Annotated in this window: 23 protein-coding genes, 3 pseudogenes and 1 other annotated feature; of the genes and pseudogenes, 3 read left to right on the top strand and 23 right to left on the bottom strand. The window is 38.8% G+C overall.

Annotated elements, in window-relative coordinates; translation table 11 throughout:
- Nucleotides 1-11: 11 nt before the first annotated feature.
- The 12 genes from NYE32_RS02635 to NYE32_RS02580 all read right to left on the bottom strand — a co-directional run bounded on the left by NYE32_RS02635 (nucleotide 12) and on the right by NYE32_RS02580 (nucleotide 10,354).
- Nucleotides 12-1,046, bottom strand: a complete 1,035-nt coding sequence (locus NYE32_RS02635; protein ID WP_156685454.1) for a hypothetical protein — start codon at nucleotides 1,044-1,046, stop codon at nucleotides 12-14.
- A 4-nt stretch (nucleotides 1,047-1,050) separates the two neighbouring features.
- Nucleotides 1,051-1,692 (bottom strand): hypothetical protein, encoded by a 642-nt coding sequence (locus tag NYE32_RS02630; RefSeq protein WP_156685453.1) that lies wholly within the window; start codon nucleotides 1,690-1,692, stop codon nucleotides 1,051-1,053.
- A 177-nt stretch (nucleotides 1,693-1,869) separates the two neighbouring features.
- Complete coding sequence (gene ald, locus NYE32_RS02625) at nucleotides 1,870-2,982, bottom strand: alanine dehydrogenase (protein WP_156685452.1); 1,113 nt, start codon at nucleotides 2,980-2,982, stop codon at nucleotides 1,870-1,872.
- Between the two features lie 460 nt (nucleotides 2,983-3,442).
- Complete coding sequence (locus NYE32_RS02620; protein WP_107372715.1) at nucleotides 3,443-4,588, bottom strand: amidohydrolase; 1,146 nt, start codon at nucleotides 4,586-4,588, stop codon at nucleotides 3,443-3,445.
- A gap of 248 nt (nucleotides 4,589-4,836) precedes the next feature.
- Nucleotides 4,837-5,556 carry a pseudouridine synthase gene (locus NYE32_RS02615; RefSeq protein WP_107372713.1) on the bottom strand — a complete coding sequence of 240 codons (720 nt, stop codon included), beginning with the start codon at nucleotides 5,554-5,556 and terminating at the stop codon, nucleotides 4,837-4,839.
- Nucleotides 5,557-5,635: 79 nt separating this feature from the next.
- Nucleotides 5,636-6,319: a VIT family protein gene (locus tag NYE32_RS02610; protein ID WP_107372711.1), complete on the bottom strand. Its 684-nt coding sequence runs from the start codon at nucleotides 6,317-6,319 to the stop codon at nucleotides 5,636-5,638.
- A 91-nt stretch (nucleotides 6,320-6,410) separates the two neighbouring features.
- Complete coding sequence (locus tag NYE32_RS02605; protein ID WP_107372710.1) at nucleotides 6,411-7,181, bottom strand: nucleoside phosphorylase; 771 nt, start codon at nucleotides 7,179-7,181, stop codon at nucleotides 6,411-6,413.
- Nucleotides 7,182-7,259: 78 nt separating this feature from the next.
- Nucleotides 7,260-7,754, bottom strand: coding sequence for a DUF6773 family protein (locus NYE32_RS02600; protein ID WP_107372708.1), 495 nt, complete (start codon nucleotides 7,752-7,754; stop codon nucleotides 7,260-7,262).
- A gap of 13 nt (nucleotides 7,755-7,767) precedes the next feature.
- A complete protein-coding gene (locus NYE32_RS02595) occupies nucleotides 7,768-7,965 on the bottom strand; it encodes a helix-turn-helix transcriptional regulator (RefSeq protein ID WP_004182985.1) in 198 nt (65 codons plus the stop codon).
- Nucleotides 7,966-8,143: 178 nt separating this feature from the next.
- On the bottom strand, nucleotides 8,144-9,127 hold the full coding sequence (locus NYE32_RS02590) for a rhodanese-related sulfurtransferase (protein WP_107372706.1): 984 nt from the start codon (nucleotides 9,125-9,127) through the stop codon (nucleotides 8,144-8,146).
- 169 nt (nucleotides 9,128-9,296) lie between these two features.
- Nucleotides 9,297-9,644 (bottom strand): DUF2200 domain-containing protein, encoded by a 348-nt coding sequence (locus NYE32_RS02585; protein ID WP_073689830.1) that lies wholly within the window; start codon nucleotides 9,642-9,644, stop codon nucleotides 9,297-9,299.
- A gap of 8 nt (nucleotides 9,645-9,652) precedes the next feature.
- Nucleotides 9,653-10,354 carry a glucosamine-6-phosphate deaminase gene (locus tag NYE32_RS02580; protein ID WP_156685451.1) on the bottom strand — a complete coding sequence of 234 codons (702 nt, stop codon included), beginning with the start codon at nucleotides 10,352-10,354 and terminating at the stop codon, nucleotides 9,653-9,655.
- 151 nt (nucleotides 10,355-10,505) lie between these two features.
- On the opposite strand from NYE32_RS02580, the gene queA reads away from it, so the two are divergent.
- Nucleotides 10,506-11,549: a tRNA preQ1(34) S-adenosylmethionine ribosyltransferase-isomerase QueA gene (queA, locus tag NYE32_RS02575; RefSeq protein ID WP_107372702.1), complete on the top strand. Its 1,044-nt coding sequence runs from the start codon at nucleotides 10,506-10,508 to the stop codon at nucleotides 11,547-11,549.
- A 96-nt stretch (nucleotides 11,550-11,645) separates the two neighbouring features.
- Here the strand turns inward: queA and NYE32_RS02570 are convergent, their stop codons facing one another.
- The 7 genes and pseudogenes from NYE32_RS02570 to NYE32_RS02540 form a co-directional block, all read right to left on the bottom strand.
- The gene (locus tag NYE32_RS02570) at nucleotides 11,646-13,433 is read right to left on the bottom strand and encodes an ABC transporter ATP-binding protein (protein ID WP_156685450.1); all 1,788 of its coding nucleotides are present in this window, start codon (nucleotides 13,431-13,433) and stop codon (nucleotides 11,646-11,648) included.
- A gap of 12 nt (nucleotides 13,434-13,445) precedes the next feature.
- The gene (locus tag NYE32_RS02565; protein WP_110981153.1) at nucleotides 13,446-15,182 is read right to left on the bottom strand and encodes an ABC transporter ATP-binding protein; all 1,737 of its coding nucleotides are present in this window, start codon (nucleotides 15,180-15,182) and stop codon (nucleotides 13,446-13,448) included.
- A 200-nt stretch (nucleotides 15,183-15,382) separates the two neighbouring features.
- Nucleotides 15,383-15,535, bottom strand: a pseudogene (locus tag NYE32_RS02560) (LysR family transcriptional regulator); the annotation flags it as partial.
- Between the two features lie 9 nt (nucleotides 15,536-15,544).
- Complete coding sequence (locus tag NYE32_RS02555) at nucleotides 15,545-17,098, bottom strand: BCCT family transporter (RefSeq protein ID WP_037608729.1); 1,554 nt, start codon at nucleotides 17,096-17,098, stop codon at nucleotides 15,545-15,547.
- 227 nt (nucleotides 17,099-17,325) lie between these two features.
- Nucleotides 17,326-17,919, bottom strand: a complete 594-nt coding sequence (locus NYE32_RS02550; RefSeq protein WP_008534021.1) for a type IV toxin-antitoxin system AbiEi family antitoxin domain-containing protein — start codon at nucleotides 17,917-17,919, stop codon at nucleotides 17,326-17,328.
- A gap of 57 nt (nucleotides 17,920-17,976) precedes the next feature.
- Nucleotides 17,977-18,186, bottom strand: a pseudogene (locus NYE32_RS02545) (CHAP domain-containing protein); the annotation flags it as partial.
- Nucleotides 18,187-18,558: 372 nt separating this feature from the next.
- A pseudogene (locus NYE32_RS02540) lies at nucleotides 18,559-18,816 on the bottom strand (type II toxin-antitoxin system Phd/YefM family antitoxin).
- A gap of 946 nt (nucleotides 18,817-19,762) precedes the next feature.
- On the opposite strand from NYE32_RS02540, the gene NYE32_RS02535 reads away from it, so the two are divergent.
- Nucleotides 19,763-20,506, top strand: coding sequence for a response regulator transcription factor (locus NYE32_RS02535; RefSeq protein ID WP_008534015.1), 744 nt, complete (start codon nucleotides 19,763-19,765; stop codon nucleotides 20,504-20,506).
- Between the two features lie 9 nt (nucleotides 20,507-20,515).
- Entirely contained in the window at nucleotides 20,516-21,823 is a 1,308-nt protein-coding gene (locus tag NYE32_RS02530) for a GHKL domain-containing protein (RefSeq protein ID WP_008534014.1), read from the top strand.
- Nucleotides 21,824-22,062: 239 nt separating this feature from the next.
- Here the strand turns inward: NYE32_RS02530 and NYE32_RS02525 are convergent, their stop codons facing one another.
- The 4 genes from NYE32_RS02525 to NYE32_RS02510 all read right to left on the bottom strand — a co-directional run bounded on the left by NYE32_RS02525 (nucleotide 22,063) and on the right by NYE32_RS02510 (nucleotide 25,873).
- A complete protein-coding gene (locus NYE32_RS02525; protein WP_008534013.1) occupies nucleotides 22,063-22,629 on the bottom strand; it encodes a hypothetical protein in 567 nt (188 codons plus the stop codon).
- Between the two features lie 798 nt (nucleotides 22,630-23,427).
- Nucleotides 23,428-23,796: a 50S ribosomal protein L7/L12 gene (gene rplL, locus NYE32_RS02520; RefSeq protein WP_004183006.1), complete on the bottom strand. Its 369-nt coding sequence runs from the start codon at nucleotides 23,794-23,796 to the stop codon at nucleotides 23,428-23,430.
- A 74-nt stretch (nucleotides 23,797-23,870) separates the two neighbouring features.
- Complete coding sequence (rplJ, locus tag NYE32_RS02515; protein ID WP_003095623.1) at nucleotides 23,871-24,374, bottom strand: 50S ribosomal protein L10; 504 nt, start codon at nucleotides 24,372-24,374, stop codon at nucleotides 23,871-23,873.
- 31 nt (nucleotides 24,375-24,405) lie between these two features.
- Nucleotides 24,406-24,542, bottom strand: a sequence feature (ribosomal protein L10 leader region).
- Nucleotides 24,543-24,664: 122 nt separating this feature from the next.
- On the bottom strand, nucleotides 24,665-25,873 hold the full coding sequence (locus NYE32_RS02510) for an ABC transporter permease (protein WP_156685449.1): 1,209 nt from the start codon (nucleotides 25,871-25,873) through the stop codon (nucleotides 24,665-24,667).
- Nucleotides 25,874-25,881 lie beyond the last annotated feature (8 nt).

Here is a 25,881-nt window from a genome sequence, read left to right as displayed (position 1 = left end):
TAAAATCCTAATTATAATAATTCAATTTGCTTATGTATTTCATTATATACTCTTGACGTCTCCTCGGTTTGCCTATCTTCAAAAGCTTCTTCTAAAGCATTTTCCAGATCCTGTTTTAATTCGTTAATATTAAACTCTCGAAGATTATTTAGAATAGTACTGTCCTTAATTGCCATAATTAACTCTTGGTTGTCTTCAATTTCTTGTTTTTGACAAATAACTTGATTAAATAATTCGTGACAATAAATATCTACACCTAGAGTATAAAAACCTACTTCAAAAAAAGCATAATCCTGAAGCCTCTCTATAAACTCAGGTAACAATAGATTACTATAAATGCCCATCCATTTAGAGTGAGACGAATGCCATGCATCACCTTCGGATAAGATTTCCCTATTATTAAGATAATAAAGTTCATCAAAATACTTAATTGATGTTGTAAACATTGATAAAAGTGAAAAAATTGAAAGTATGGTTTCTTGCTTATCTATAACTATATCTTTTTTAAAACTATCATACAGAAGGTTTAAAACATTATATATATTATCAACCAAAACTCTCATTTTGTCTTCAGAATAAGGTTTTTGTCTTTTTCTACAATCAAGCATATCCGTGTATTCTGAAAGTACCTTACCAAATTCAAAATTTGTATTAACGTTATTACCCTGTTTCATTGTATCTTGGAGTTGATTAAATTGCTTTGTAATATCAACACTTATTCTGTCAAGTTTCTCATACAGAATAGCAAATCCAGCAGCAGTGGTAGCTAGTGTTAAACCATTAAGAATCAAACTAAGATTTTGTAATTTAGCAACACTCTGAATTAATTGTAAGTTATTCTGAAGTACATTATTGTTCTGAGCAACTAAATTGATAATCTTTTCTGCAGTCTTTTTTGCTTCACTCTGTTCAATCCCATTTAATACAACCTTCTGAAATGCCTTGAACTTACTATTTCTGCCACGCATTACAATTTCCATAATATTGTCATTATTTATGAAAGGTTGTAACTGCTCAATCGTTTCTATATTTAAAATATCATCCATAGTACTATTCTCCATCTATATTCCGATTAATAATTTCGAATAAAACTATTATCGCTATGACACGGCTACACATTTCAAATGAAAATTCTTTATTTTGACCGAATAATACATTCTTTTTCTCAAAAATATTTTTAGTGTTTTTAGGGGTCTTAGATTTTTTCATTGACTGAAGAAGTTTACTAGAAGTTAGACTAGAAATAGAATAATCAAAATTAGTGATAGTATCATTTTGATTAATTATCTCAGCATAGAGACAAAACATAATTCGGGAATAATCCCTTAGTCTACTATAATTGATATCATTTTGTTTTTTGAACTCAATTATTTTATTATAATATTTTCTTGCTCTAGGGATATCCTCGGTATCAGTATTCTTTTTCCTAGGACTTTTTTCTATATATTTTGAAACTTTATCATCTAGAAATTGCATATATTTTTGTAGTAGAGTAGGAAAATCCTTGTTGTTTCTTAACTCTACTTTCTCGAAGTAATCATAAAGTTTTTCAGCAAAAATAACCTGAGTAACTTCAGAATCATCAAGAAAATTAAATCCGAAAAATTCTCTAAAGAAATAAGTTTTTAATTCAAAAAAACTATCACTATCAAGAGATAGAATTGTGTTTTTGAGTAATTCTTTTTTATCCATTATATGTCCATTCTTTTCATAAACTTTTCTACAATATGAAAGCCAATTTGATATCATCATTATACCACGAAAGCACTATCATTAATGACAGGAAAAAATTAGCTTTGCTCATTATATACAAAAGAAGTCACACCAACTTATGGTGCGACTCCTCTTTGTTTATGCTAAATAATCTATTTATGCCAATTCATCAATTGATGTATACTCTCTGTCTAAGCCCTTTGCAACCGGTTTGCTAGTAATATGACCTTGGTAGGTTGTAACCCCTTGACGCAGACCTTCGTCGTCGTTAATGGCTTTTCTGAATCCTTTTCCTGCAAGGGCTTCGATATAAGGCAAAGTGACATTGGTAAGGGCAATAGTTGATGTACGTGCTACAGCTCCTGGGATATTGGCAACGGCATAGTGAAGAACACCATGTGTTTCATATACGGGCTCATCGTGAGTGGTCACGCGATCCGCAGTTTCAACAACCCCACCTTGGTCAACGGCAACGTCAACAATAACAGAACCTGGACGCATTTGTTTAACCATATGGTCAGTAACGAGTTTCGGCGCTTTTGCACCTGGGATAAGAACAGCACCGATAACCACGTCAGCATCACGAACACTCGCTTCAATATTGAGCGGATTTGACATAAGTGTTTGAATTTGGCTACCAAAGACTTCCTCAAGGACAGACAAACGTTTGGCACTGATATCAAGAATAGTCACTTGAGCCCCAAGTCCAAGTGCGATACGGGCTGCATGTGTCCCTACGACACCACCACCGATAATAGTCACTTTCCCTTTAGGAACACCAGGTACCCCACCTAGGAGAACACCAGAGCCACCCTCTTGTTTGGTCAAGAAGTGAGCACCGATTTGAACGGCCATACGTCCTGCGACTTCACTCATTGGTACCAAAAGTGGTAGGTGACCTTCTTGGCTACGTACTGTTTCATAGGCCACACCTGTTGTCTTAGCATTGACCATGGCATCTGCCAATTCTGGCGCTGCTGCCATGTGCAAGTAGGTAAAGAGTAAAAGATCCTCACGAAGGAAGCCATATTCTTCAGCAAGTGGCTCCTTAACTTTAACAACAAGTTCTGCTGCCCATGCTTCTGCAGCAGTTGCAACGATTTTAGCACCTTGATTGGCATAATCTGCATCCGCAAAACCAGAGCCAAGGCCTGCATTTGTTTCGATTAACACGACATGTCCCTTAGCCACAAGACTTTGGACACCAGCAGGCGTTAGAGCCACACGGTTCTCGTTATTTTTGATTTCTTTTGGAATACCAATTAACATACGTTTCTCCTTATTCGGAAGTTATAAGGTCAACCATCAAAAAGATGACTTGACCACTCCCTATCTATTTTTGAAATGATAACGCTTTCATTTTATCTAAAAAACTCAAAAATAGCAAGTGAAAAATCTTCCCTCCCTTTCTAAGTCCTGAAATCTTGCTTCTAAAATACGACAAAAGAACCCAACCAATCGGCTGGGTTCTTAAGTGTAAACTAAATGATCAAAAGATTTTTTCTCCTTAAGCACTCCTCCTTTTCAATATCAAAAGTAGTACCAATTTAAAGTCCTTAAGCTTTATTCAAAACTCTTAACAAAATAATCAAAGAGTCCTTGGTCTTTTAAGAGCTTATGTCCCAAGAGAAACTCAGGATGCCACTGAACACCTATAAATGGGGCGTCAGTGAAGCTCTCAACTCCCTAACAAGTTTTTCATTACTGGTAATACCGATTAAGGGAATGGTCATTTGCCTTTCTCCTTAAAATAGTCAAGTAGGAAAAGGGCGTTTTCCACATAGTAATTCACAGCTACTGGCAAGGCCTCATCTTTCACAAGGAAATCATCATGGTGCCAGTCTGGTGCATTTTCTTCACCATTTGAGCCAACAAAGGCAAAGACTCCTGGTATTTCCTTTTGATAGGCCGCAAAGTCTTCGCCCCCTGTTGATGGCAAGGTTTCAATCACTTCAGCAAAGGCCTTAGAATTTTCAAAGATGAGAGGTGTGAGCGTCTGGTCATTGTAGGTCACGTAAGGCGAATTGCCCCAAGTAATGTTAACTTGAGCACCGAACTGGTCTGCTGTCGCCTGAACGACCTTTTCAAAACGAGCAATGACATCTTCACGAACCTTAGGCTCAAAGGTACGAATCGTTCCTTCGAAAAAGCCTGCTGCTGGAAGAACATTCCAAGTATTTCCAACTTCGATATGAGTAACCGACAATACTGCTGATTCAAAGGGCGATACCGTACGAGCCACAATCTGCTGTAAGTTGTTGATGATAGTCGTAGTAACCAAGACCGTATCTACACCCAAATCAGGACGGGCTGCATGGGAAGAAACTCCCTTAACATCAACCCTAAACTGCTCCACACCAGCCATGATAGCCCCCGAACGAAGACCAATCTGACCAGGTTTCAAGTGAGGATTATTGTGATAACCGATGATAGCTGACACACCATCAAGACCGCCCGCTTCAATGACCTGATAGGCCCCTTGGAAATTCTCCTCGGCTGGTTGGAAAATCAATCGAACGGTCCCCTTAAGCTCTGCTTCTCTTTCTTTTAAAAGCTGAGCAGCTCCAAGCAGAGAGGTCTGGTGAAAGTCATGACCACAAGCATGCATAGCCCCATTATCGCTGGCATAAGGAAGTCCTGTCTTTTCCTTAATCGGTAGGGCATCAATATCAGCACGCAAAGCAATAATCGGATGACCTGACCCAATCTCAGCGATGAGTCCCGTCTTCAGGGGATAATTTAAAGGCTCAATACCTAGATTTCTCAAATAGCCTTTCAAAAAGACTGTCGTCTCGTGCTCCTCCTCAGAAACCTCTGGATGTTGGTGAATCTGATGACGTGTCTTTGCTAAATGATTATAAAATGCTTCTGTCATAATGAACCTCCCTCTCTGATTAGACTTGGTCATTGCTCCTGACTTACTTCAGTTCTCAATCGAATTGATACCATCATACCACCAGAAACCAGACTTGAGAAATTAAAAAAACTTATGGAATGCCATAAGTTTCACTTATACCCCTAGAAAAGACCGTCGTTATGGGCCTTACAGTATTAAGGGTCATGATAGAGGGAACCTATCATGAGATTGAAAGTTCCTATCGCACTTTAAGCCACATAGGGCTGCTAGCCAAGATAAGTACGTAAGATTGCTTTTTCCGCTTCCGTTAACGCTCGGTAGGATCCTACTGCTAACCCTTCATCAAGCTTAAACTCTCCAAAAGAAATACGCTTAAGATAGGTCACCTTGACGCCATAAGCCAAAAACATCTTTTTCACTTGATGAAACTTACCTTCTGAAATCGTAATTCTAGCACAGCTCTTGTCACTCGCAGAATTTAGAATTTCTAGCTGAGCTGGTTTACAAACAGTACCATCCTCAAAGACAACACCTGACTCAAAAAATTCAGGTGCATCAGGTCCAAGAACATCATTGACCTCAACATAATAAGTCTTAGCCACATGATAGCGGGGGTGAAGCATGGCAAAGCCCAGAGGCCCATTGTTAGTAATCAGCACCAAACCCTCCGTATCTCTATCCAATCGACCCACAGGATAGAGACCGTCTCTCTTATCTTCAGGCTTTATCAAATCAATGACTGTCTGGTGTTCCTTGTCCTTTCGAGCTGACACTACACCTGCTGGCTTATTCATGAGATAGTAAACTTCTGGCGTATGCTCCAGTTCCTTACCAGAAACCGTGATAGTTTGAAGACTAGCATCCACATTAAGATTATCTCGATCCGCCAAGATACCATCCACATACACCTGACGACTACGAATGAGCTTCTTAACCTGATTGCGGGAACCATAGCCTGCCTGTCCTAATAATTTATCTAAACGCATAACCCTATTGTACCACGGATAAGCTTGGTCTAGCAGACTAAAAAAGCCTACCTAAAAGGTAGACTTATACTACTAACAATTACACATTCACATGGAAGATATGCCCAACCAAGAAGGTCACAAGCATGGTCAAGAGTCCTACTGTCAAATTACGCAACATAGCTTGTTTAATAGGTGCTTTTCCGAGCTTGGCACTAATATAGCCAGTCAAGAGCAAAGTCAGTGCAACCACGACCACTGTTACAGGAATACGGTAAGGCTCTGGGAAAAGCATGATAGCTAGTGCTGGTGGCAAGGAACCAACCGAAAAAGCAAAGAAACTAGATACGGCAGCATGCCATGGATTGGTAATTTCATCCAAGTCCACTCCATATTTTTCCTCAACCAAGACCTTAATAGGATTTTTACTGAAGGCTTGATTGACCTTGACTTCGGCTGCTGTTTCGCAATCCCCCTGACTGAGGAAGGTTCGGTACAAACTCTCTCTAGCTGCTTCAGGTGAGCGATCCAGGAGAGCTTGTTCCTTAGCGATGGCAGCTTCTTCGGTATCTTTTTGCGTTGAGACACTGACATATTCGCCACCTGCCATCGAAAAGGCACCGGCAAAAATGGCTGACAAGGCAGAAATCAAAATAAACCAGATGTTTGATGTCGCACTAGCCACACCGATAACCACTCCCGCAATGGAAATGATTCCATCATTGGCACCTAAAACACCAGCTCTCAAAATATTTAAACGCTCTGCAAAATTCTTATCTTCCAATTTATTCACTCCTTATTTAGAATCATTCTAAAAAATATTATAGCAGTTATTTAGAATAATTACAAATAAGAAGGTTGAAAAGTAGGATTTTTTAAGGTTTACTCCAGTCACACGCAAACTCCAAAGCTAATAAAGCTACCTTGTCCTTTTCATCCAAATCTGCATGATTCATCAAGTTACGGGCATCCCAATTACCTTCAGAAAGGTGGTCTGCAGCATAGAAGAAATGACAGATTTCAACACCTCTAAACTTTGCTAAAGCTGCAACTGCAGAACACTCCATATCCACACAAATGGCTCCTGCTGCCTTTCGAGCTTTGAGTTTACCATTCGTCTCACGGTAAATGCCATCAGTTGTCCAAACTTTGCCTTCCTTATGAGAAATCTGACGTTCATTGAGATAGGAACGAAAACGGTCTAAAACACCCACATTTACCGCAATCTCATCGCTGGCTTCCACATAGTGAAAACTCGTCCCTTCATCTCTAAGGGCATGACTAGGAATAATAATAGAAGTCTCTTTAATATCTTCATCAAGAACACCACAAGTCCCAAAGAGTACAAGTTTATCAGCTCCCAAGGCAAAAATATCCTCTAAAATAGCCACACAGGCAGAGGCGCCTACAGGTGCATTAAAAAGAGCCAACTCCTGCTCAGCAATAACAAGCTTATAAATCGGAATAGCCACATTCGCCATGGACGTCTCATAGATAAGTTCATGGGGAAACATCTCAAGCATTCGTTGAAAGGTCGAACGAGAAAAACAGGACACAGCTATTTTAGGAAACCCCTCAAGAGGCTCATTCAAGTCCTCGGGATTGATAATCGCTTGTCTATTCGCATCAAATTCAGTTAGTAGCATACGTGACCTCCTTAATTTTAGGACCCATTATAACATAAAAAAATCAGACCAAACAGAACAGTCTGATTCTATCACTATTTATTCTTCATTCTCCAAATCGTCCAGCTGTTTTTCGAGACGTCTTCTCTCATATCTTCCCAATGCAACGATAGACCAATTCATAAAGAAAACAACGGGAGCATATATGATATAAGTAATTGGCCAAACCATGAGATATCTAGGATCCAAGGGATTATTATGATAGACATCATGGTTGTACCGATAGTTAGCTGACATTATCATAAGGGTGATAAGCCCAGTCACTAGTAAACAACCTAGGACTGTCATACCAGAACCCCCAAAAGTGTTAACACTAAGTCGTTCAGATCTATAAATAGACCAAATCCATGCTATCAACATTGGAAAGGCCAAGTAATTAGAGGTGATGGCACCCCTATTAAAGAAGGAGCTATAGACCAAGCATACAAGCGTCCCTGCAATCATTATGTAATAACATTCAGCAGCAACCTTATTATTTAGAGCTTTCTCGCGTTCATCTGTAACCTTATTATTAACCAGTTTGAATTTCATCATCTTTACTTCCTTCCTAATTCTCCCAAAACAGTTGATCCAAGGTCCTGTCCAGTGTCTTGCAAATGGCAATGCATAAGGCTAGGCTGGGATTGTACTTTCCAGCTTCAATCAAACCTATGGTTTGTCTTGTTGCACCTACAGCTTCTGCCAAGTCACCCTGGGTCATATCATGCTCTGCTCGAGCTGCTTTTAAACGTAAATTCTTTGCCACATGCCCCCTCCTTTACATCATATCTGATATTATCGTCGAAATTGATTAGGTTCACCAGCTATTTTCATCTTAATTATACACTATATATTTCTAATTGCAATATATATATGTCATTATTTTAGAAATAAATTGCAAAATAAAAAGCCGAGATTGCTCTCAGCTTCTTCTCTATTTAAACTTAGGCTGGTGTTACATCCAAACTCTCACCAATAGCCGCAAGGCGTTCGACAACTTCTTCTTGGCTCAAACCATTTTCAGAGACATAACGGTTTCGTGGGTGAACACGACATTCGTGTGAGCAGCCACGGAGGTATTTGTCTTCATTTTCCTCTGAAGCAAGGATACGACGGTTACAGAATGGGTTACCACAGTTAACATAGCGTTCGCATGGCGTGCCATCGAACCAATCTTTACCGACAACGACAGGGTCTACATGGTTGATATCCACAGCAATACGCTCGTCAAAAACATACATCTTACCATCCCAAAGCTCCCCTTGAACCTCTTGGTCTTTTCCGTAAGTTGCGATACCACCGTGCAATTGACCAACATCTTTGTAGCCTTCACGGACCATCCAACCTGAGAATTTCTCACAGCGGACACCACCAGTACAGTACACAACCACGCGCTTATCCATGAACTCTTCTTTATGGTCGCGGACCCATTGTGGCAATTCACGGAAGTTGCGAATGTCTGGACGAATGGCTCCACGGAAGTGACCAAGGTCATACTCATAGTCGTTACGTGTATCGAGGACAACAGTGTCCTCATCTAAAAGAGCATCTTTAAACTCTTTTGGTGACAAGTAAGCACCTGTAGTTTCAAGTGGATTAATGTCGCTGTCAAAGTTGTCATCCTCTAAACCAAGGTGGACGATTTCCTTCTTGTAACGAACAAACATCTTCTTGAAGGCTTGCTCTTCTTCCTCATCAATCTTGAACCAGAGATCCTCCATCCCTGGAAGGCTGTGAACGTAGTCCATGTATTTTTGAGTGGTTTCATAGTCACCAGAAACCGTTCCATTGATTCCCTCGTCAGCGACCAAGATACGTCCTTTCAAACCGATTGACTTACAGAAAGCCAAGTGATCAGCCGCAAATTGCTCAGCATTTTCGATGGGAAGGTATTTATAATAAAGCAATACTCGAATAGGTTTTGCCATTGTATGTCCTCTTTCTTTATGAAATATCTATATCTGTTGTTTGATAGTCAAAGTCAACTTAACTATTATAGCGCTATCAAAGAGGACTAGGCAATTGATTTGTTTGGAGGAGAATTGTCACAAAAGAAAAAGGCTGAGTACCAGATGCCTCAACCTGAGTTTAAATAACTTAACTTCTTATTACCTTTTCCATAGGTCTCCCCTTAGCCAGCTCATCTACTAGCTTATCCAGATAGCGAATATCTTGCATAAGAGGTTCTTTAATTTCAGTCAACTTAACCCCACAGATGGATCCCGTAATCAGATGACGCTTAGGATTGAGGGCAGGAGCTTGACGAAAGAAATCTCCGTAACTAACTTCAGATGATAGAGCCTCCTCAATAGCCGTTGACGAATAGTCGGTCAACCACGTAGTTACCTGATCCACCTCTGCTCGACTCCTGTCTTTCCGCTCTGCCTTGGCCACTAGCATAGGATAGACCTTTGAAAAGCACATGTCGTAAATTTTGTAACTCATGTTTTCTCCTACAATTTCGCAGCAGCAGCCTCATCTAAGATAAGAGTCACATCTGGATGATGTTGCAAGACACTGGCCGGTACTTCCTCTGTTACTGGACCCTTGACCATCTTGAAAATGGCATCTGCCTTCTTGTCACCATAGGCAAACAAAATAATCTTCTTGGCAGCCATAATGGAAGCAATCCCCATTGAAATAGCCTTTGTAGGAACTTGGTCACGACTGGCAAAGAAACGGCTATTGGCTTCAATGGTGCTGTCCGTCAAGTCGACCACATGAGTTTGACTATCAAAAGGCGTACCTGGCTCATTAAAGCCAATATGTCCATTACTTCCGATTCCTAGGATTTGCAGGTCAATGGCATGTTGTGCCAAGACGTCATCGTAATCCTTGGCCGCCTGTTCTAAATCTTCAGCCATGCCGTCAGGTAAGAAGCTCTCTTTAAATGGCTTAGCATCAAAGAGTTGAGCCTTCATAAAGGCATGGTAGCTCTGCTCATGGTCTGGTGCTAATCCAACGTATTCATCTAAATTGACGCTGTAAAGTTCCGAAAAATCCACGTCACTCTCAACCATCTCTTGGTAAAGGGCGATAGGTGAACTACCTGTCGCCAATCCCAATGTCTGAGCACCCGCTGCAAGGCTCTCTTTAAGAAGATCAAAGGCAACTTGGCCTCCCTCAACTTGATTTTTTACTAAAATCTTTTTCATTCTATTCACCTCGATATTGGTATATACCATTTTTCTTTATTATCTCTTTTTTTAACCTTTTTGTCAAGCGCTTTCACTCAATAAGTTTAATGACGGTCGCCCTATATCGTGCTATAATAAAAAGGCTGAAAATTTTTAAACGAGGAAAGAAATGAATACAAACGATTTTGATTTTGAACTACCAGAGGAACTGATTGCCCAAACCCCATTGGAACAACGTGACGCCTCTAAACTCTTGGTCATTGATCCTGTAACCAAGGAAATGACTGATACCCACTTCGACCACATCATTGACCAGCTTAACCCTGGCGATGCCTTGGTCATGAACAATACGCGCGTGCTTCCTGCCCGCCTCTACGGTGAAAAGCCTGATACCCACGGTCACGTGGAATTTCTCCTTTTGAAAAATACCCAAGGGGATCAATGGGAAGTTTTAGCCAAACCAGCCAAACGCCTTAAGGTAGGTGCTAAGGTCAGTTTTGGTGATGGACGCTTGACTGCCACTGTCACTGAGGAACTAGATCACGGTGGACGAATCGTAGAATTTAACTACGACGGTATCTTCCTTGAGGTTTTGGAAAGCTTGGGTGAGATGCCATTGCCACCTTATATCCATGAAAAATTGGAAGACCGCGACCGTTACCAAACAGTCTATGCCAAGGAAAATGGCTCTGCCGCTGCTCCAACAGCTGGCCTCCATTTCACTCCTGAGTTACTTCAAAAGATTGAAGCTAAAGGCGTAAAATTGGTCTACCTCACCCTTCACGTTGGACTGGGAACCTTCCGACCTGTTTCTGTCGATAATGTCGACGAACATGAGATGCACTCAGAATTTTACACCCTCAACCAAGACGCTGCCGATACACTCAATAGTGTCAAAGCCGCTGGAGGACGCATCATTGCAGTTGGAACAACCTCTATCCGAACACTAGAAACAATCGGAAATAAATACGATGGTCAACTCCAAGCCGACTCAGGCTGGACCAATATCTTTATCAAACCAGGCTACCAATTCACAGTCGTAGATGCCTTTTCAACCAACTTCCACCTTCCAAAATCAACCTTGGTGATGTTGGTTTCAGCCTTTGCTGGCCGTGAATTCGTCCTTGATGCCTATAAACACGCCGTCCAAGAACGCTACCGCTTCTTCAGTTTCGGAGATGCCATGTTCGTCACACGACGTGCTGAGAAATAATATTGATTTTGAGACTTGCCTCTATAGGAGAAGTCTCTTTTATTGATCTCCACATTCAGAAAAAATCCACCAGTTATGAACTGATGGATTTTTTGTTTATTTCTCTGCAAACTGGCTATTATACAAATCGTAATAGAAGCCTTTATCTGCAAGAAGGGATTCATGGTTCCCTTGTTCGAGGATTTCTCCATCTTTAAGGACTAAAATCTTGTCTGCTTCTTGGATAGTTGATAAACGGTGAGCGATGACAAAGCTTGTTCGACCCTGCATGAGAGTCTTCATAGCCTTTTGAATCAAGAGTTCCAGACGAGTATCAACCGACGAGGTTGCCTCGTCCAAAATCAAAATTTTCGGATCAGCCAAAAGCGCACGCGCAATGGTCAAAAGTTGCTTTTGTCCCAGTGAAATGTTACTTGATTCCTGGTTCATTTCCATGTTGTAACCACCAGGCAGCGTACGGATAAAGTGGTCCACATTGGCAGCCTTAGCGGCTTCAACAATTTCTTCATCAGTTGCCTCAAGATTACCAAAGCGAAGATTTTCCTTGATAGTTCCTTCAAAGAGCCAAGCATCCTGAAGCACCATACCAAACTGTTTACGATAATCCTGACGTGATAAGTTACGAATATCATGACCATCAACCGAGATAGAACCAGCCGTCACATCATAGAAACGCATGAGAAGATTGATAATCGTTGATTTTCCGGCACCAGTTGGGCCGACAATAGCGACCATTTCGCCAGGATTGACTTCAAGATTAAAGTCACGAATCAAAGGTTTATCAGCCACATACTGGAAGTCTACATGCTTAAAGCTAACCTGACCGGTCAAATCTCCTTCAAGCACTTCAGTAGCATCATTGGCCTCGTCTGGTTCATCCATCAGTTGGAAAATACGGTCCAAAGAAGACTTAGCACTCTGCAATTGTCCAGCCAACTGAGTCAAGTTCTGAATAGGTTGATTAATCTGCCAAACGTACTGAACAAAGGCCTGCATATTACCAATCGTCAAGCGACCAGCCAAAACTTGCAAACCACCTAGAACAGCGACAATGAGATAGGTCAAGTCAGATAAACCATTAAGTACAGGCATCATGAGGCCTGAAATGAAATTGGCCTTAAAACCTACCTTCTGAAGGTCTTCCGTAATCTCTTTAAAGTCGTCTAAAGATCTATCCTCACGGCCAAAAAGTTTAAGCACATTGAAACCAGTCAGATTTTCCTGAACAAAACCATTAAGAGTACCTAGGGCATCAGCCTGCTGCTTAAAGTAAGGTTGAGACTTACTCATGATAAAACGGGCACCAAAGAAAGTAATGGGAATAGTGATAACAACCACAGCTCCCAATTGAAGATTAAGGTAAAGCACTGTTCCAATAACTAAGACTAGAGTAAAGACGGCATTAACAATCTGCAAGAATGACTGCTGCAAGGCATTAGATACTGTCTCAACATCACTAGTAAAGCGGCCCAAGAGGTCCCCAAACTGGTGCTTATCAAAGTATGACACTGAGATACGATTGATTTTATCGGTCATCTCATTTCGCATATCTTGAACCGTTGCTTGCACAGCATTGGTCATGAAATAGTTGGAATAGTAGGCAGCCAACTCATAAATAAGACCACGCAAGAGATAAACAACCAGAACCAAACCAACATAGGATACATTGATATGGGCGCCTTCTACCCCCTTAATGATATCCAGCGTATTTTTGGTCAGCTCTGTAATAGCTAAACCAATGACTACGGGTTCAATGACACTCATGATGACACTAACAATTTTCAAGAAAATGGCTAGGTAAAGTGGGAAACGATAAGCCTGCAAGTATGACCAAAGACGGCCAAAACTTGAGGAATGATTTGTTTTCTTTTTATTATTCTTCATTTTGACCTCCTTCTAGTCTTCCGTAAGACTCTTTTGATTCAATTGTGAATTAGCAATTTCACGGTAAATGTCATTGCTTTCCATAAGCTCTTCATGACGGCCACGACCAACGATTTCACCTTCATCCAAAACAATGATTTGATCAGCATTCATGATAGTTCCCACACGTTGGGCTACAATCAGGACTGTTGCATCTTGAGTCACTTCTTTTAGACGACGGCGCAAGGTCGCATCAGTCTTGTAGTCCAAGGCAGAGAAGGAATCATCAAAGATATAAAGATCAGGACGTTTAACCACCGCACGTGCAATTGACAAACGCTGCTTCTGTCCACCAGAAAGGTTGCTACCACCCTCAGCCAAGTGAGAATCATAGCGTTCTTCCTTACTTTCGATAAATTCCTTGGCTTGAGCCACATCAGTAGCTTGATTCAATTCTTCATGACTGGCATTTTCCTTACCATAACGGATATTTTCACCGATAGTCCCTGTAAAGAGTAGGGCTTTTTGTGGAATAAAGCCAATCTTACGACGAAGAGCCTTAAGATTGTAGTCACGGACATCTACACCATCAACAAGAATGCGTCCAAGTGTTACATCATAAAAGCGTGGAATTAACTGTACAAGTGATGATTTTCCTGAACCCGTAGACCCAATAAAGGCAATGGTTTCACCAGGTTTTGCCTTGAAAGAAATATTGTGTAAGACAGGACTTTCAGTTTCACCAGGATAGGCAAAGGTCACATTGTCAAATTCCAAATATCCCTTAGTCTCGGTTTCTGTCACGCCATCTTCATTTGGATTGATAGAAATCGGCATGTCCATAATTTCCTGCAGACGTTCACTAGATACCGCTGTACGAGGATACATGGTAAAGAGATTGGCTAGGAAAAGGAAGGACAATAGTGCATGGAAGCTGTACTCAATAAAGGCAACCAAGTCACCGATAGCCAAACTTCCAGAGCCTAATGGCTCAAGGGCAAACCAAACAATTGCCACAATCATGGCTATGATGATTTGCACAAAAAGTGGCTCGGTCAAACCAGTCAATTTGAAAAGCTTGTTTGAATTATCCGCATAGACAGCATTTTCAGAAGCGAACTTCTTCTCTTGAAAATCTTCTCTAGCGAAAGCACGTATGACACGAAGTCCAGTCAGATTTTCACGAGCATACTGGTTAATCTTGTCGAGAGTTGCCTGTTGCTTTTCAGAAAGCGGACGCGTTTTTACCGCCACATACCAGACAACTACGGCTAGGAAAGGTAAGGAGATTGCCACAATCCAAGCCAAAGATGGACTTGTCGTCAAAATCAAAAAGACACTGGAAACCATCATCAAAGGAGTGATAACCCCTAGCTTAAGAACCTGATCCGCAAACTGCATAAGCACAAAAGCATCTGATGTAATACGAGTCACCAAAGAGGATACCCCAATCTGCTCATACTCGTGGTGGGAATACTCCTGAAGCTTAGCATAAATGTCATTACGCATAACTTGCACCATAGTAGTGGTCAACTTACCAACCGCATAGGACAGAAGTATACGACCAACAATCCCAGTCAAAACTACACCAAACATGACCCAAGCATAAGCGTAAAGCTTATCAACATCACCACGGTTTATTCCCTCATCAATCATTCTGGCAAGAACCGTCGGCAAACCCAAGTTAGCAATAACAAATAAAATGGCTGCCGTAAAATTCATTGCTAGCCACTTAGGATAACGTCTGAGATAAGACCAAATATAAGCCATAAATTTCTCCTTTTCTTTTTAGCATTTACCATGCCTTTAAGATTTTTATAGTTATTTACAACCACTAAAGCCGTAAAAGACACAGAAAAAGGGCGTGACAAGCACGCACATCACCTACATTCTAACAAATGAAAATATTAAAAGCAATAGAAAAAACCAGAGCTGATGCCCTGGTTTTCTTTATTAAGCGACTTGATATGTTCACGGATAAAAAGAAGTTCACCAAGTTCCTGCTCCAAATCTTTTAACTGACGACTGAGTGTCGGCTAAGTAATCATCAGCTTCTCAGCTGCCTTGGAGATACTCCCCTCCTCAGCAATAGTAATAAAATAACGAAGCACTCTTAACTCCATGCCATCCTCCTAATTTTCCTCATAAGATTTAAACGGTTGATTCTTCTCAGGATATCGGTCTGGTGTAATGGCGAGTCCCATTTGCTCTTTTTCGTGATATAACTCTTTCATAAGCGACCACATCATCAACACTAGTACTATGGAAAATGGAAAAGCGACAATAATGAGCGTGTTTTGTAAAGCTGTCAATCCACCAGAAAACATGAGTGCAATAGCAATCAAGGCCAGCATGACACCCCAAATCACCTTTTTATGATTACTTGGATTTAGATTGCCATCTTCAGACAACATGGCCAAAACATAGGTGGCAGAATCCGCCGAGGTCACAAAGAAGGTTAAAACTAAAGTAATCGCCAGGACTGAAAGGACACTTCCCAGAGGATATTCATTAAAAGAGGCAAAAAGAATTTCTTCTGTGGCAAAACGTATCAAATCAACCCCCGAATCTTGTAGTGAAGTAGATAAGGTACCAAAAGCAGAAAACCAGATAAAACTAAGGACTGTTGGTGCCAAAAGCACTACTGTCAAAAATTCGCGAATAGTCCGACCTTTTGAGATACGGGCAATAAAGACGCCCACAAAAGGTGACCAGGAAATCCACCATGCCCAGTAAAAAATGGTCCATTGGTTAATCCAAGCCCGCTTGGTCTCATCAAAAGCCGCCGCCCGAAAACTCATACGGAAGAAGTTTTGAAAATAAAGGCCGATAGAGTCTGTCATGGTGTCAAATATCTTAACCGTTGGCCCCAAAACTATGACTCCAGCAAGCAAGACAACAGCTAAAATCAAGTTTGTATTAGATAGGATTTTAACACCCTTTCCTAAACCTGATAAGGCAGAAATAAGAAAAAGAATTGTCGCAATGATGATAATGATGACTTGCACAAGACTATTATTAGGAATACCAAAGACATAGGAGAGACCACCATTGATTTGTGAGGCACCGAAGCCGAGCGTTGTCGCTACCCCAATCACTGTCGCAATAATGGTGATGGTATCGATAATGGTTGCTATTGGTCCGTCCGCATATTTTCCAAAAAGAGGCTTAAAGACGACTGAGAGCTGATATTTCTCCCGTTTACGAAAGCCAAAATAAGCCAAAGACAATCCCACCAGGGCATAGACCGCCCAAGCATGAAATCCCCAGTGAAAAAAAGTAAAACGAAAAGCATCTGCGAGAGCATCCGCACTGCCTATTTCTGCATTGGGCGTCGAGATAGCAAAGTGACTCAAAGGCTCTGCTGCCCCATAAAAGACCAGCCCAATCCCCATTCCAGCAGAAAACATCATGGCAATCCATGACGTCGTCGAATGCTCTGGCCGACTCGTGGGATTACCCAAGCGAATCTGCCCTATCGGACTTACAATTAAAAAGACACAAAAAATTAAAATCCCCGTAACCAATAACAAGTAAAACCAGCCAACACTAGTTGTTAAGAGATTTTTTAAGTAAAAACTAATATTTTGAAACTGCTGGGGAACAAAGAGCCCTAACAAGACTAAAATAAATATGATGACGAGTGAAAGCTGAAAAACTTTTGTTATTTTAGAATACTTCACCATTTTACCTCCTTATGTGTTCTTAGTTATAGAAAGTTTTTGAGAAAACTTAAAATTCTATATGGTTTCATTGTAACACAATTGTTTAATTTATACGTATAACAACCGAATACATCCAACATATTCGCACCGTATTCTTCAAATATTTGACTAATCTTTTGAGAAAGAGATCCCTTTTTCTTTTGCAATATTCTTGATTTTAGCTTTGAAACTATTAGCATTTGAAAATTTCACGACAAGACCTCCACATATGATTGTAGTTTTTCGGTTACTTTAAATAGTTGTGAATAGTGATACAACTTGGCATAATCAACAGCTCCTTTTTTAAAGTAAGCTTGAAAAGCTGGAGCAATAACTTGAATATCGACATGATAAGCTGTTCTCAAACACTCCACTAATGTTCGTTCCATATCATATACTGAGATAAACTGTCCAGCCTGTCGCTCCAGTCTAATAATACCGATTTCATGATACTTTCTAGCGACAATTGACTTGACACCAGCTTCTTTCATTGGCCTCGTATTTGTCCCGAAAGGAAAAGTCATCACAGGCTCAAATGGAATGGTAAGGGACAGACCATGTAACCAAAGTGCTGTTTCTAAGGAATAAATTCCTTTTGGAAAACGGTACTGTAAACTAAAATAGTCATCGATATAGGTATCTGGCAGATGATAGATACCTCTTTCAATTGATTCCACTTTCCCTTTTGAGACTAATTGATTCAGTTGTTGATAAGAAAAGTTAAGCTCTTCCATATCACGAAAAGTTATTACTCCATGATTATTTTTAATATAATTATAAACGGGTTTCTCTAACAAATCCATATCACCACCTCCAAAACAATATGCTAACAAATCAAGTCATTGTTAGCATATCCTTTTTTATTTCGTCGTATACGCAAAACTCAAGTTACTATCCACTCCAGATAATTTACGGAAGGTATAGTTTGGATTGCCATTGTAATTGGTTTCGGAGATAAGGAATGAGCCATTTGGGTAGAGTTTTTCGACGAAAGCCACATGTCCGTATTCTGCTGGTGTGCCATGTCCTCCTCCCGCAAAGGAAATAATAGCTCCTGCTTGTGGACTTGTCGCCAAAATCAAAAAGACACTGGAAACCATCATCAATCATTCTGGCAAGAACCGTCGGCAAACCCAAGTTAGCAATAACAAATAAAATGGCCGCCGTAAAATTCATTGCTAGCCACTTAGGATAACGTCTGAGATAAGACCAAATATAAGCCATAAATTTCTCCTTTTCTTTTTAGCATTTACCATGCCTTTAAGATTTTTATAGTTATTTACAACCACTAAAGCCGTAAAAGACACAGAAAAAGGGCGTGACAAGCACGCACATTACCTACATTCTAACAAATGAAAATATTAAAAGTAATAGAAAAAACCAGAGCTTATGCCCTAGTTTTCTATCTATTTTGCTATCACTAAATTATCTGTTTTATCGCTTCATTTAGCTAATTCCTTGAAGGCATCTAAATGACGAGACAAAACAGAGTTAGCCACATCGTCGACTGTGACCTGCTCTGCAACTTCTGTCTCACCTTATTCATTTTTAATTAAGGTGTCATATTCTACCAATACATACTTGGGCTTATTATTTTTTAGAATCACTGCAGTCCCCTTGCTGTCGACCATACGAGCAACTTTAGAAAAATTTTGGTTAGCTTCAGAAATGGGAACTAAATTTTCAAGATTAATCTGCATCATAATCCCCTCCCTAGATTTATCATAGCATTTTTTAGAGAAAACCAGTAAATAGGATATATTTGTCCTAGAAAGCGATTCTAAGACAATTAAAGTACATCCTTGTTTCAAAAGTTTGCAGATTTGAACTTCGTTTTGTTATAACATACATAAATAAACATTTGTTACGATAAAACATCGAAAAAACTATTTAATAGGTGATAAAAAATAACCTCCAATACATATTACATGTACATGGAGGTTAGTGCACCTTTTCGATATTAAAAAAATAATCTAGATAATCACTGATTTCATTAGAGGTATTCGCTAATGACTTTTTGATATCAATGACACCTAATAGTTCGAGATGTTCATTAAATATTTTGTTATAATCAATATTCGCTGTCAATAAAATAATTTGTGCATAAACGTTACTCCTCCTAATTTTTTTAACTTTTTTCCATAATTACAATTCTTTGTAAATGTGATAAAATAAAGAGTGTTAGTTGCTGTAGTAATCCTTATAGAATTAAAATGATTGTTAACTTTAACTTTTAACTTATATTTTTTAATATACTTTTTAACAGTTATCAACAACCAAAAGTGCCTCACAATATTGAACATACTTCACCTCCAATTCCTATTTTTATTATAGCTTGGTTATACCATTTAATTTGTCATATATCATAAACGGTTCATTTTTTGTCATTTACAGTAAAAGTATACCGATATAATAGTTTCTAGAACTGTTACGATATACCGGTTTTATGACTACTATCATTACTTAAAAGTTTACATACTTATATGTGTACTGCATGTTAGGTAAAATTATCTGTATTTGTAAAGAAACATGGATTTTTATTTAGACGTCCTAAAAAAACAAAACAAATATATTTTCATACTGGAAAAAGACTTCAATGTCTTTTACTACAGTACTAAATTTTTTATCGAATGGAGAGTACACTAATTGTTAAATATTTTTATTTTAGAAGACGAATTTTTACAACAAACACGAATAGAGACCGTTATTAAGGATGTTATTGCAAAAAAATCTCTAAAATGTAAAGGACCTGAGATTTTTGGAAAACCTAGCCAGCTACTTGATGAAATTACCGAAAGAGGTTCTCATCAACTTTTCTTTTTAGATATTGAAATTAAAGGAGAAGAAAAAAAGGGGCTAGACATTGCAAAAGAAATTCGGAAAAAAGACCCTAATGCAACAATTGTTTTTGTAACAACACATTCAGAATTTATGCCAGTCACTTTTAAATATAGAGTTGCTGCACTAGATTTTATTGATAAAGCTTTAGATGATGAAGATTTTTATGAACGTGTTCATTTAGCAATTGAATATACCATGGATAAAATGGGTGCCACTATTGCCCAAGATTCATTTACTTTTGAAACAGCTACGGCCCATGTTCAAGTGCCTTTTAACAATATCTTATTTTTTGAGACATCTCCAACAATACATAAAGTTATTTTGCATACTAAAGAAGAACGCATGGAGTTCTACGCCAGTATTTCAGAAGTTGAACGAGCTGATGACCGCCTATTTCGATGCCATCGTTCATTTATCGTTAATCCTGAAAATATCGTTAGGATCAATAAGGAAGAAAAAATGGTCATGTTTGAAAATAATAATGAATGTCCCATTTCGCGTACGAAATATAAGGGCCTCCTAGAAAAAGTTAAATCTCTGAAAAGCTAAGGTGTTTCTATGGATATAGTTATAAATTTATTGCTGTTCTATTCTAAGATATTAGTAGCATTGTTACTGTTTCAACAGGTTAGTAACCAACCAATCAAACCTTTGTGGTGTATTATTGGTCCATTTTTGTATGTTCTACTCCTCATCATATGTCCTCCTGTTGGGTACTTTGCTTTCTTTTTTATCTTTATTGCTTATAACATATATCAAAATAAGTATGGTAGTAAAACACTTGATATTTTTTATGGCTTGTACCCCGTTATCGTTGAAAGCTTGCTAGGTAGAATGTTAGGATTCTACGTTTTCCCTCTACTAGGAGTCTCAGTCTTCAATGAAATCAAACTAAGTTGGTTTGATATCTTAATTGAATTACTGGTTTTCCCTCTTCATTTACTCATAGTAAAATCTCTTAGGTTAGATTTTAACGAAATAAAAGAAGGTTTCAAGCGTTACTATTTCAGGTATTTATTATTACTGATCAACATCTCTATGTTTGTATATATGCTCTTAGTTTCTATACTTGTTATTTATAGAGACAAATTAGCTGATGCAGATAATTGGAGAGGACATATTAATAACTTTTATATTGTTCTGTTTTTTGTAATGCTACTCTATCTCAATGCAATTTCAAAAGAAAAACTAGAAAAGGAAATAATTGATCAAAAAGATACTCAATTAAATGAACTATCTATTTACAGCCATCATGTTGAATCACTTTATGAGGAAATTAGAAGTTTCCGTCATGACTACATTAATATTTTGACCAGTCTAAAATTAGGAATTGATAATCAAGATATCGAAGCTATTAAAACTGTATACAATGGTGTCCTAAGAGATAGTGGAAACCAATTCTATGATAGTAAGTTTGATATTGCTAAACTTAGTAATATTAAGAATGATGCTATCAAAAGTATTCTTTCCGCTAAATTACTTGAGGCACAAAATAGAGGTATTTCAATTTCTGTTGAGATTGAAGAACCTGTTAGTAATTTTAGGATAGAATTACTAGATTTCATAACTGTTCTTTCTGTCCTTTGTGATAATGCTATCGAAGCTACGATTGAAGCTATAAGTCCAAGAATGACTGTTGCTTTCATGAATAATGATGATTCGTTGGTACTTATCGTTGAAAATAGTATAAAATCAGAAAAAGTGGATGTTAATCATATTTTTGATAGGGGGTACTCTAGTAAAGGGGAAGGAAGAGGTCTTGGGTTACATAATGTAAATAGCATATTGGAAAAATACCCTAAATCTACGATTACCACTCGTAGTGCAAATCATCTCTTTTCTCAAACTATCAGATTTTGTAAGTAATTCTCTACTTTTAACTTTAACCTCTTTAATCGACTTAGGTTTTGTATTTGAATAGTCTGTTTCTAGTATTTTTTGCTACATAGCTTAATAATTTTTGGGACCACTAGCATAGCTAGTGGTTTTCGTAAGACCAAAATAAGACAGTAACTTCAGAATAGTTACTGTCTTTTTTATTTCATGTTTTTCTTAAAGCCTTGATAGACTTGAAAAGTGGTTTATAAAGACTTCTTAATCATTTATCAATGCCCTACATCTGAATATGAAATATAATAACGTTCCCCATCTTTGACAAAACTATACCAGTTTCCATCAGGTAAAATTTCATATTTATCCCAATCAACATCACCTGCAGGCATTTTAGAAACAACCTCACTGTCTTTATCTGGTGCAGCATATACAGGGGTTTCCTCATCAAGTGTCAATGTTCCAGAAGTAGCTGTCCAAGCACCTCGACCACCTTCAACTCCTCCAACTTGAGAAGCTGGTGTTGTTGCTTCAGCCACTTGCCCACCATCTGTGGTACCTGCTTGAGCTTGTTCTTGAGAAGAAGCTTTAGGTACTACTGCTGAAGCCTGGTTGTCATTTTCTTTACTTGAAACTGCTGAAGATGATGATTGAGCTGCTTTCTTATCCTTCTTAACAGCTTTACTTGAGCTTGAAGATGATTTCTTAACCGTCCTGACTGAGCTACTACTTGAGCTAACACGTGCCGACTCATGACTATTAAACTTATTCACTAAAAAGACAGCGAGGATAACTACAATAAGAGCTGATAGGATACCAATGAGTTTAGTTGTTGTTTTCATGATTGACGTTCCTTTTCTTATGATTTACAAGATTAGTATAATATAAAGACAACTAAAGTTTCATTGAAGTCATAAACAGTAGTTTTTTTGTCATAAAAGGACAACATTTTCTATTTTTAGCGTCTGTTTTAAATGATGGTCTTTATAATATTATTCGTCATGATACAGAATTAAATGAAAAACTTGCACAACACGAACGAGATTACTTAGAGGGTGAAAGACGTGATCCACCTCCTACACAACTATTTGGATATGATGCTAAAACTGATAATGAATCAGATTTTCATTGTGAAGAATTGACTATTGAAAATGAAAATTTATAAAAAGGTTAGTTCTCGTATTTTTTTCTACGACTAATATCAAACATAATATATTTAGAAAAATTGAAAATAAGGAGATAATAAATGATGAATCATGTCAATTCCCAAATAAAAAATAGGAGAAGAAATACAGTTATTGCAAGAGGAAAAATCATAAATATAGAACATAATTAGGATTACTCTTACTTAAAATTATTTATTCGAAATAGCGCTGGACTAAGACATACCTACTTAACATTTAGATATGACCCAAAATATTTTATATTAGTAAAAACCAATATGTAATAATTACAGCACATATTAAAAATAAACAAAACCAGTCTAAAATAGAAAAACAAAAAACTGCCAAAGAATTTTTGGCAGGATTTTTGGCAGGAAACCAAATCAATTTATCAGTTTCTAACAATCGCTTATCGTAAAAAAAAACCAGAGCTTATACCCTGGTTTTCTTTATTAAGCGACTTGAGTCGTTACCTTATTATTTAAGAGTAACTGAAGCTCCAGCTTCTTCAAGTTTAGCTTTGATTTCTTCAGCTTCAGCTGCAGCAACACCTTCTTTAATAACTGATGGTGCACCGTCAACGATAGCTTTAGCTTCTTTAAGACCTTCGCCTGTGATTTCACGTACAACTTTGATAACGCCAACTTTCTTGTCGCCTGCAGATGTCAATTCAACGTCGAATGAATCTTTAGCAGCACCAGCGTCAGCAGCACCAGCTGCAGCAGCAGCTACAGGAGCAGCAGCAGTTACGCCAAACTCTTCTTCGATAGCTTTTACAAGGTCGTTCAATTCAAGGATTGAAGCTTCTTTAATTTCAGCAATAATGTTTTCAATGTTCAATGCCATTGTGATTTCCTCCAAATGTGTTTTTTAATATAGTGTTTTAAACGTAGCTTAGGCTACGAGTTGTGAAGATGGGCTTATGCAGCACCGTCTTCTTTGCTTTCTGCAACCGCTTTGACAGCGTATGCAACGTTGCGCACTGGCGCTTGAAGTACAGAAAGGAGCATAGAAAGCATACCTTCTTTGTTTGGAAGTGATGCAAGAGCGTTGATTTCTTCGACTGAAGTGAACGCGCCGTCAACAACACCACCTTTGATTTCAAGAGCTTCTGCGTCTTTAGCAAATTCGCTAATAACTTTTGCTGGTGCGATAACATCTTCGTTTGAGAATGCTACTGCAGATGGACCAACAAAAAGTTCTTTAAGGTCTTCAAGACCTGCTTCTTCAGCTGCACGGCTCAAGATAGAGTTTTTGATAACTTTAAATTCAACGCCTGATTCACGAAGATTACGACGAAGAACTGTATCTTGGTCAACTGTAAGTCCACGAGAGTCAACAACAACGATAGATGCTGCTGCTTTCATTTTCTCAGCGACGATAGCAACCTGTTCAGCTTTCTTAGCAATAATAGCTTCACTCATTAGTAGTTTTACCTCCGTTTTTATTTTTGGGCTAGGCACAAAAAAATCGTACCTAAACCTAGACACGAAAGTACAATACGTTACAAAAAAATAGTTACGTTTTGTGCCTCGGTTGGATGTTTACGAGTCTTGCTCCCCAACTGTCTTAGGTCAGTTTTTTCAAACCTTATTTATAATATCATGACCTAAATCAGACGTCAAGAAAAAAATGCAATTTTTTTATTTTTTTCTCTATCTTTTTTCGAAGACCATAAAACCTCTCAAAATCTAAAGATTTCAAGAGGTTATTTCTAATCATACCTAAGGGCTTCGATAGGATCGAGTTTCGAAGCTTTATTAGCCGGTAGGAGACCAAAGATAATCCCTACAGCTGCTGAGAAGGCTATGCTTCCCATGGCTACACCAAGAGAAACCGTCGCTTTAAGGTCCATGGCATTCCCAATTGGACCAACGACTAGGGCTGCAAAGCCTAGCCCAATCAAACCTCCCAGAATAGTCAGAACCATCGACTCAATCAAAAACTGGGTCAAGATTTTACGACGTGTAGCACCTAAAGCCTTACGAAGACCAATCTCTCGTGTCCGCTCAGTTACCGAAACCAACATGATGTTCATAACACCGATTCCGCCAACTAATAATGAAATCCCAGCAATAGCTCCGACAACGGTGGTAATGGTTCCAAAGATCGTGTTCACCTGATCTAGGGTCGAACTCATATCTGCCGCCTTATATTCTCCATTGTCATCTCGGGCCAACTGGGTCAAGCGTTTAGCAGCATCCTTAGCAACGCTACTACTATTTTTCACATCGGTCACATGGAAAAAAATCTGGCCAATAGCATCAGTGTTATTTTCAGCCGCTAACTGGGTATTGGCCACAAGAGCTGTTCCAATTTCACCATAGGCACCGATTGCTGTGTCTTTATTCTTATAAACACCAATCACACGATAATCATTGTTCCCAATAGTAACCACTTGGTTAAGGGCATCCCCATTCGTCTCAAAGAGTTTTTTAGCCACCATCTGATCAATGACAATAACTCGTGAAAAGTTTTTATAATCATTGTCTTGCAAGGAACGTCCAGTCAACATTTCTAACTTTTTAGCTTTAAAGTAGCCCTGACTGGCACCTGTGATATTAACATTCTTCACGGTCTTTTTTTGGAGGTAGATAGAGGAAGTTAGGCTGTTAGTCACAAAATAACTATCAATACCAGGCGTCTGCTTAGCCACTTGCTCCAACCAAACTTCTTTAACCGGTTTGGTCGGTTGTGACAAGTCCGCATAGGCAGGATCTAGCTCCTCACCCTTGGCTTCATAGTAGACTTGAACAGTATCCTTATCACCTGTCACACTATCAGTAACACTCTGACGCATTCCATTTCCTAGCCCCATGATAAGTACTACCGCAGCAACACCAATAATGATTCCCAACATGGTCAGGAAGGACCTCATCTTGTGTGAACGGATAGAACTAAGAGCAAATTTCCAATTTTCCATTCTTACCT

Origin of the sequence: Streptococcus sp. FSL R7-0248 (assembly GCF_037967965.1) — a bacterium.
Classification (GTDB): Bacteria; Bacillota; Bacilli; order Lactobacillales; family Streptococcaceae; genus Streptococcus.
This window is presented reverse-complemented; position numbering and strand designations above follow the sequence as displayed.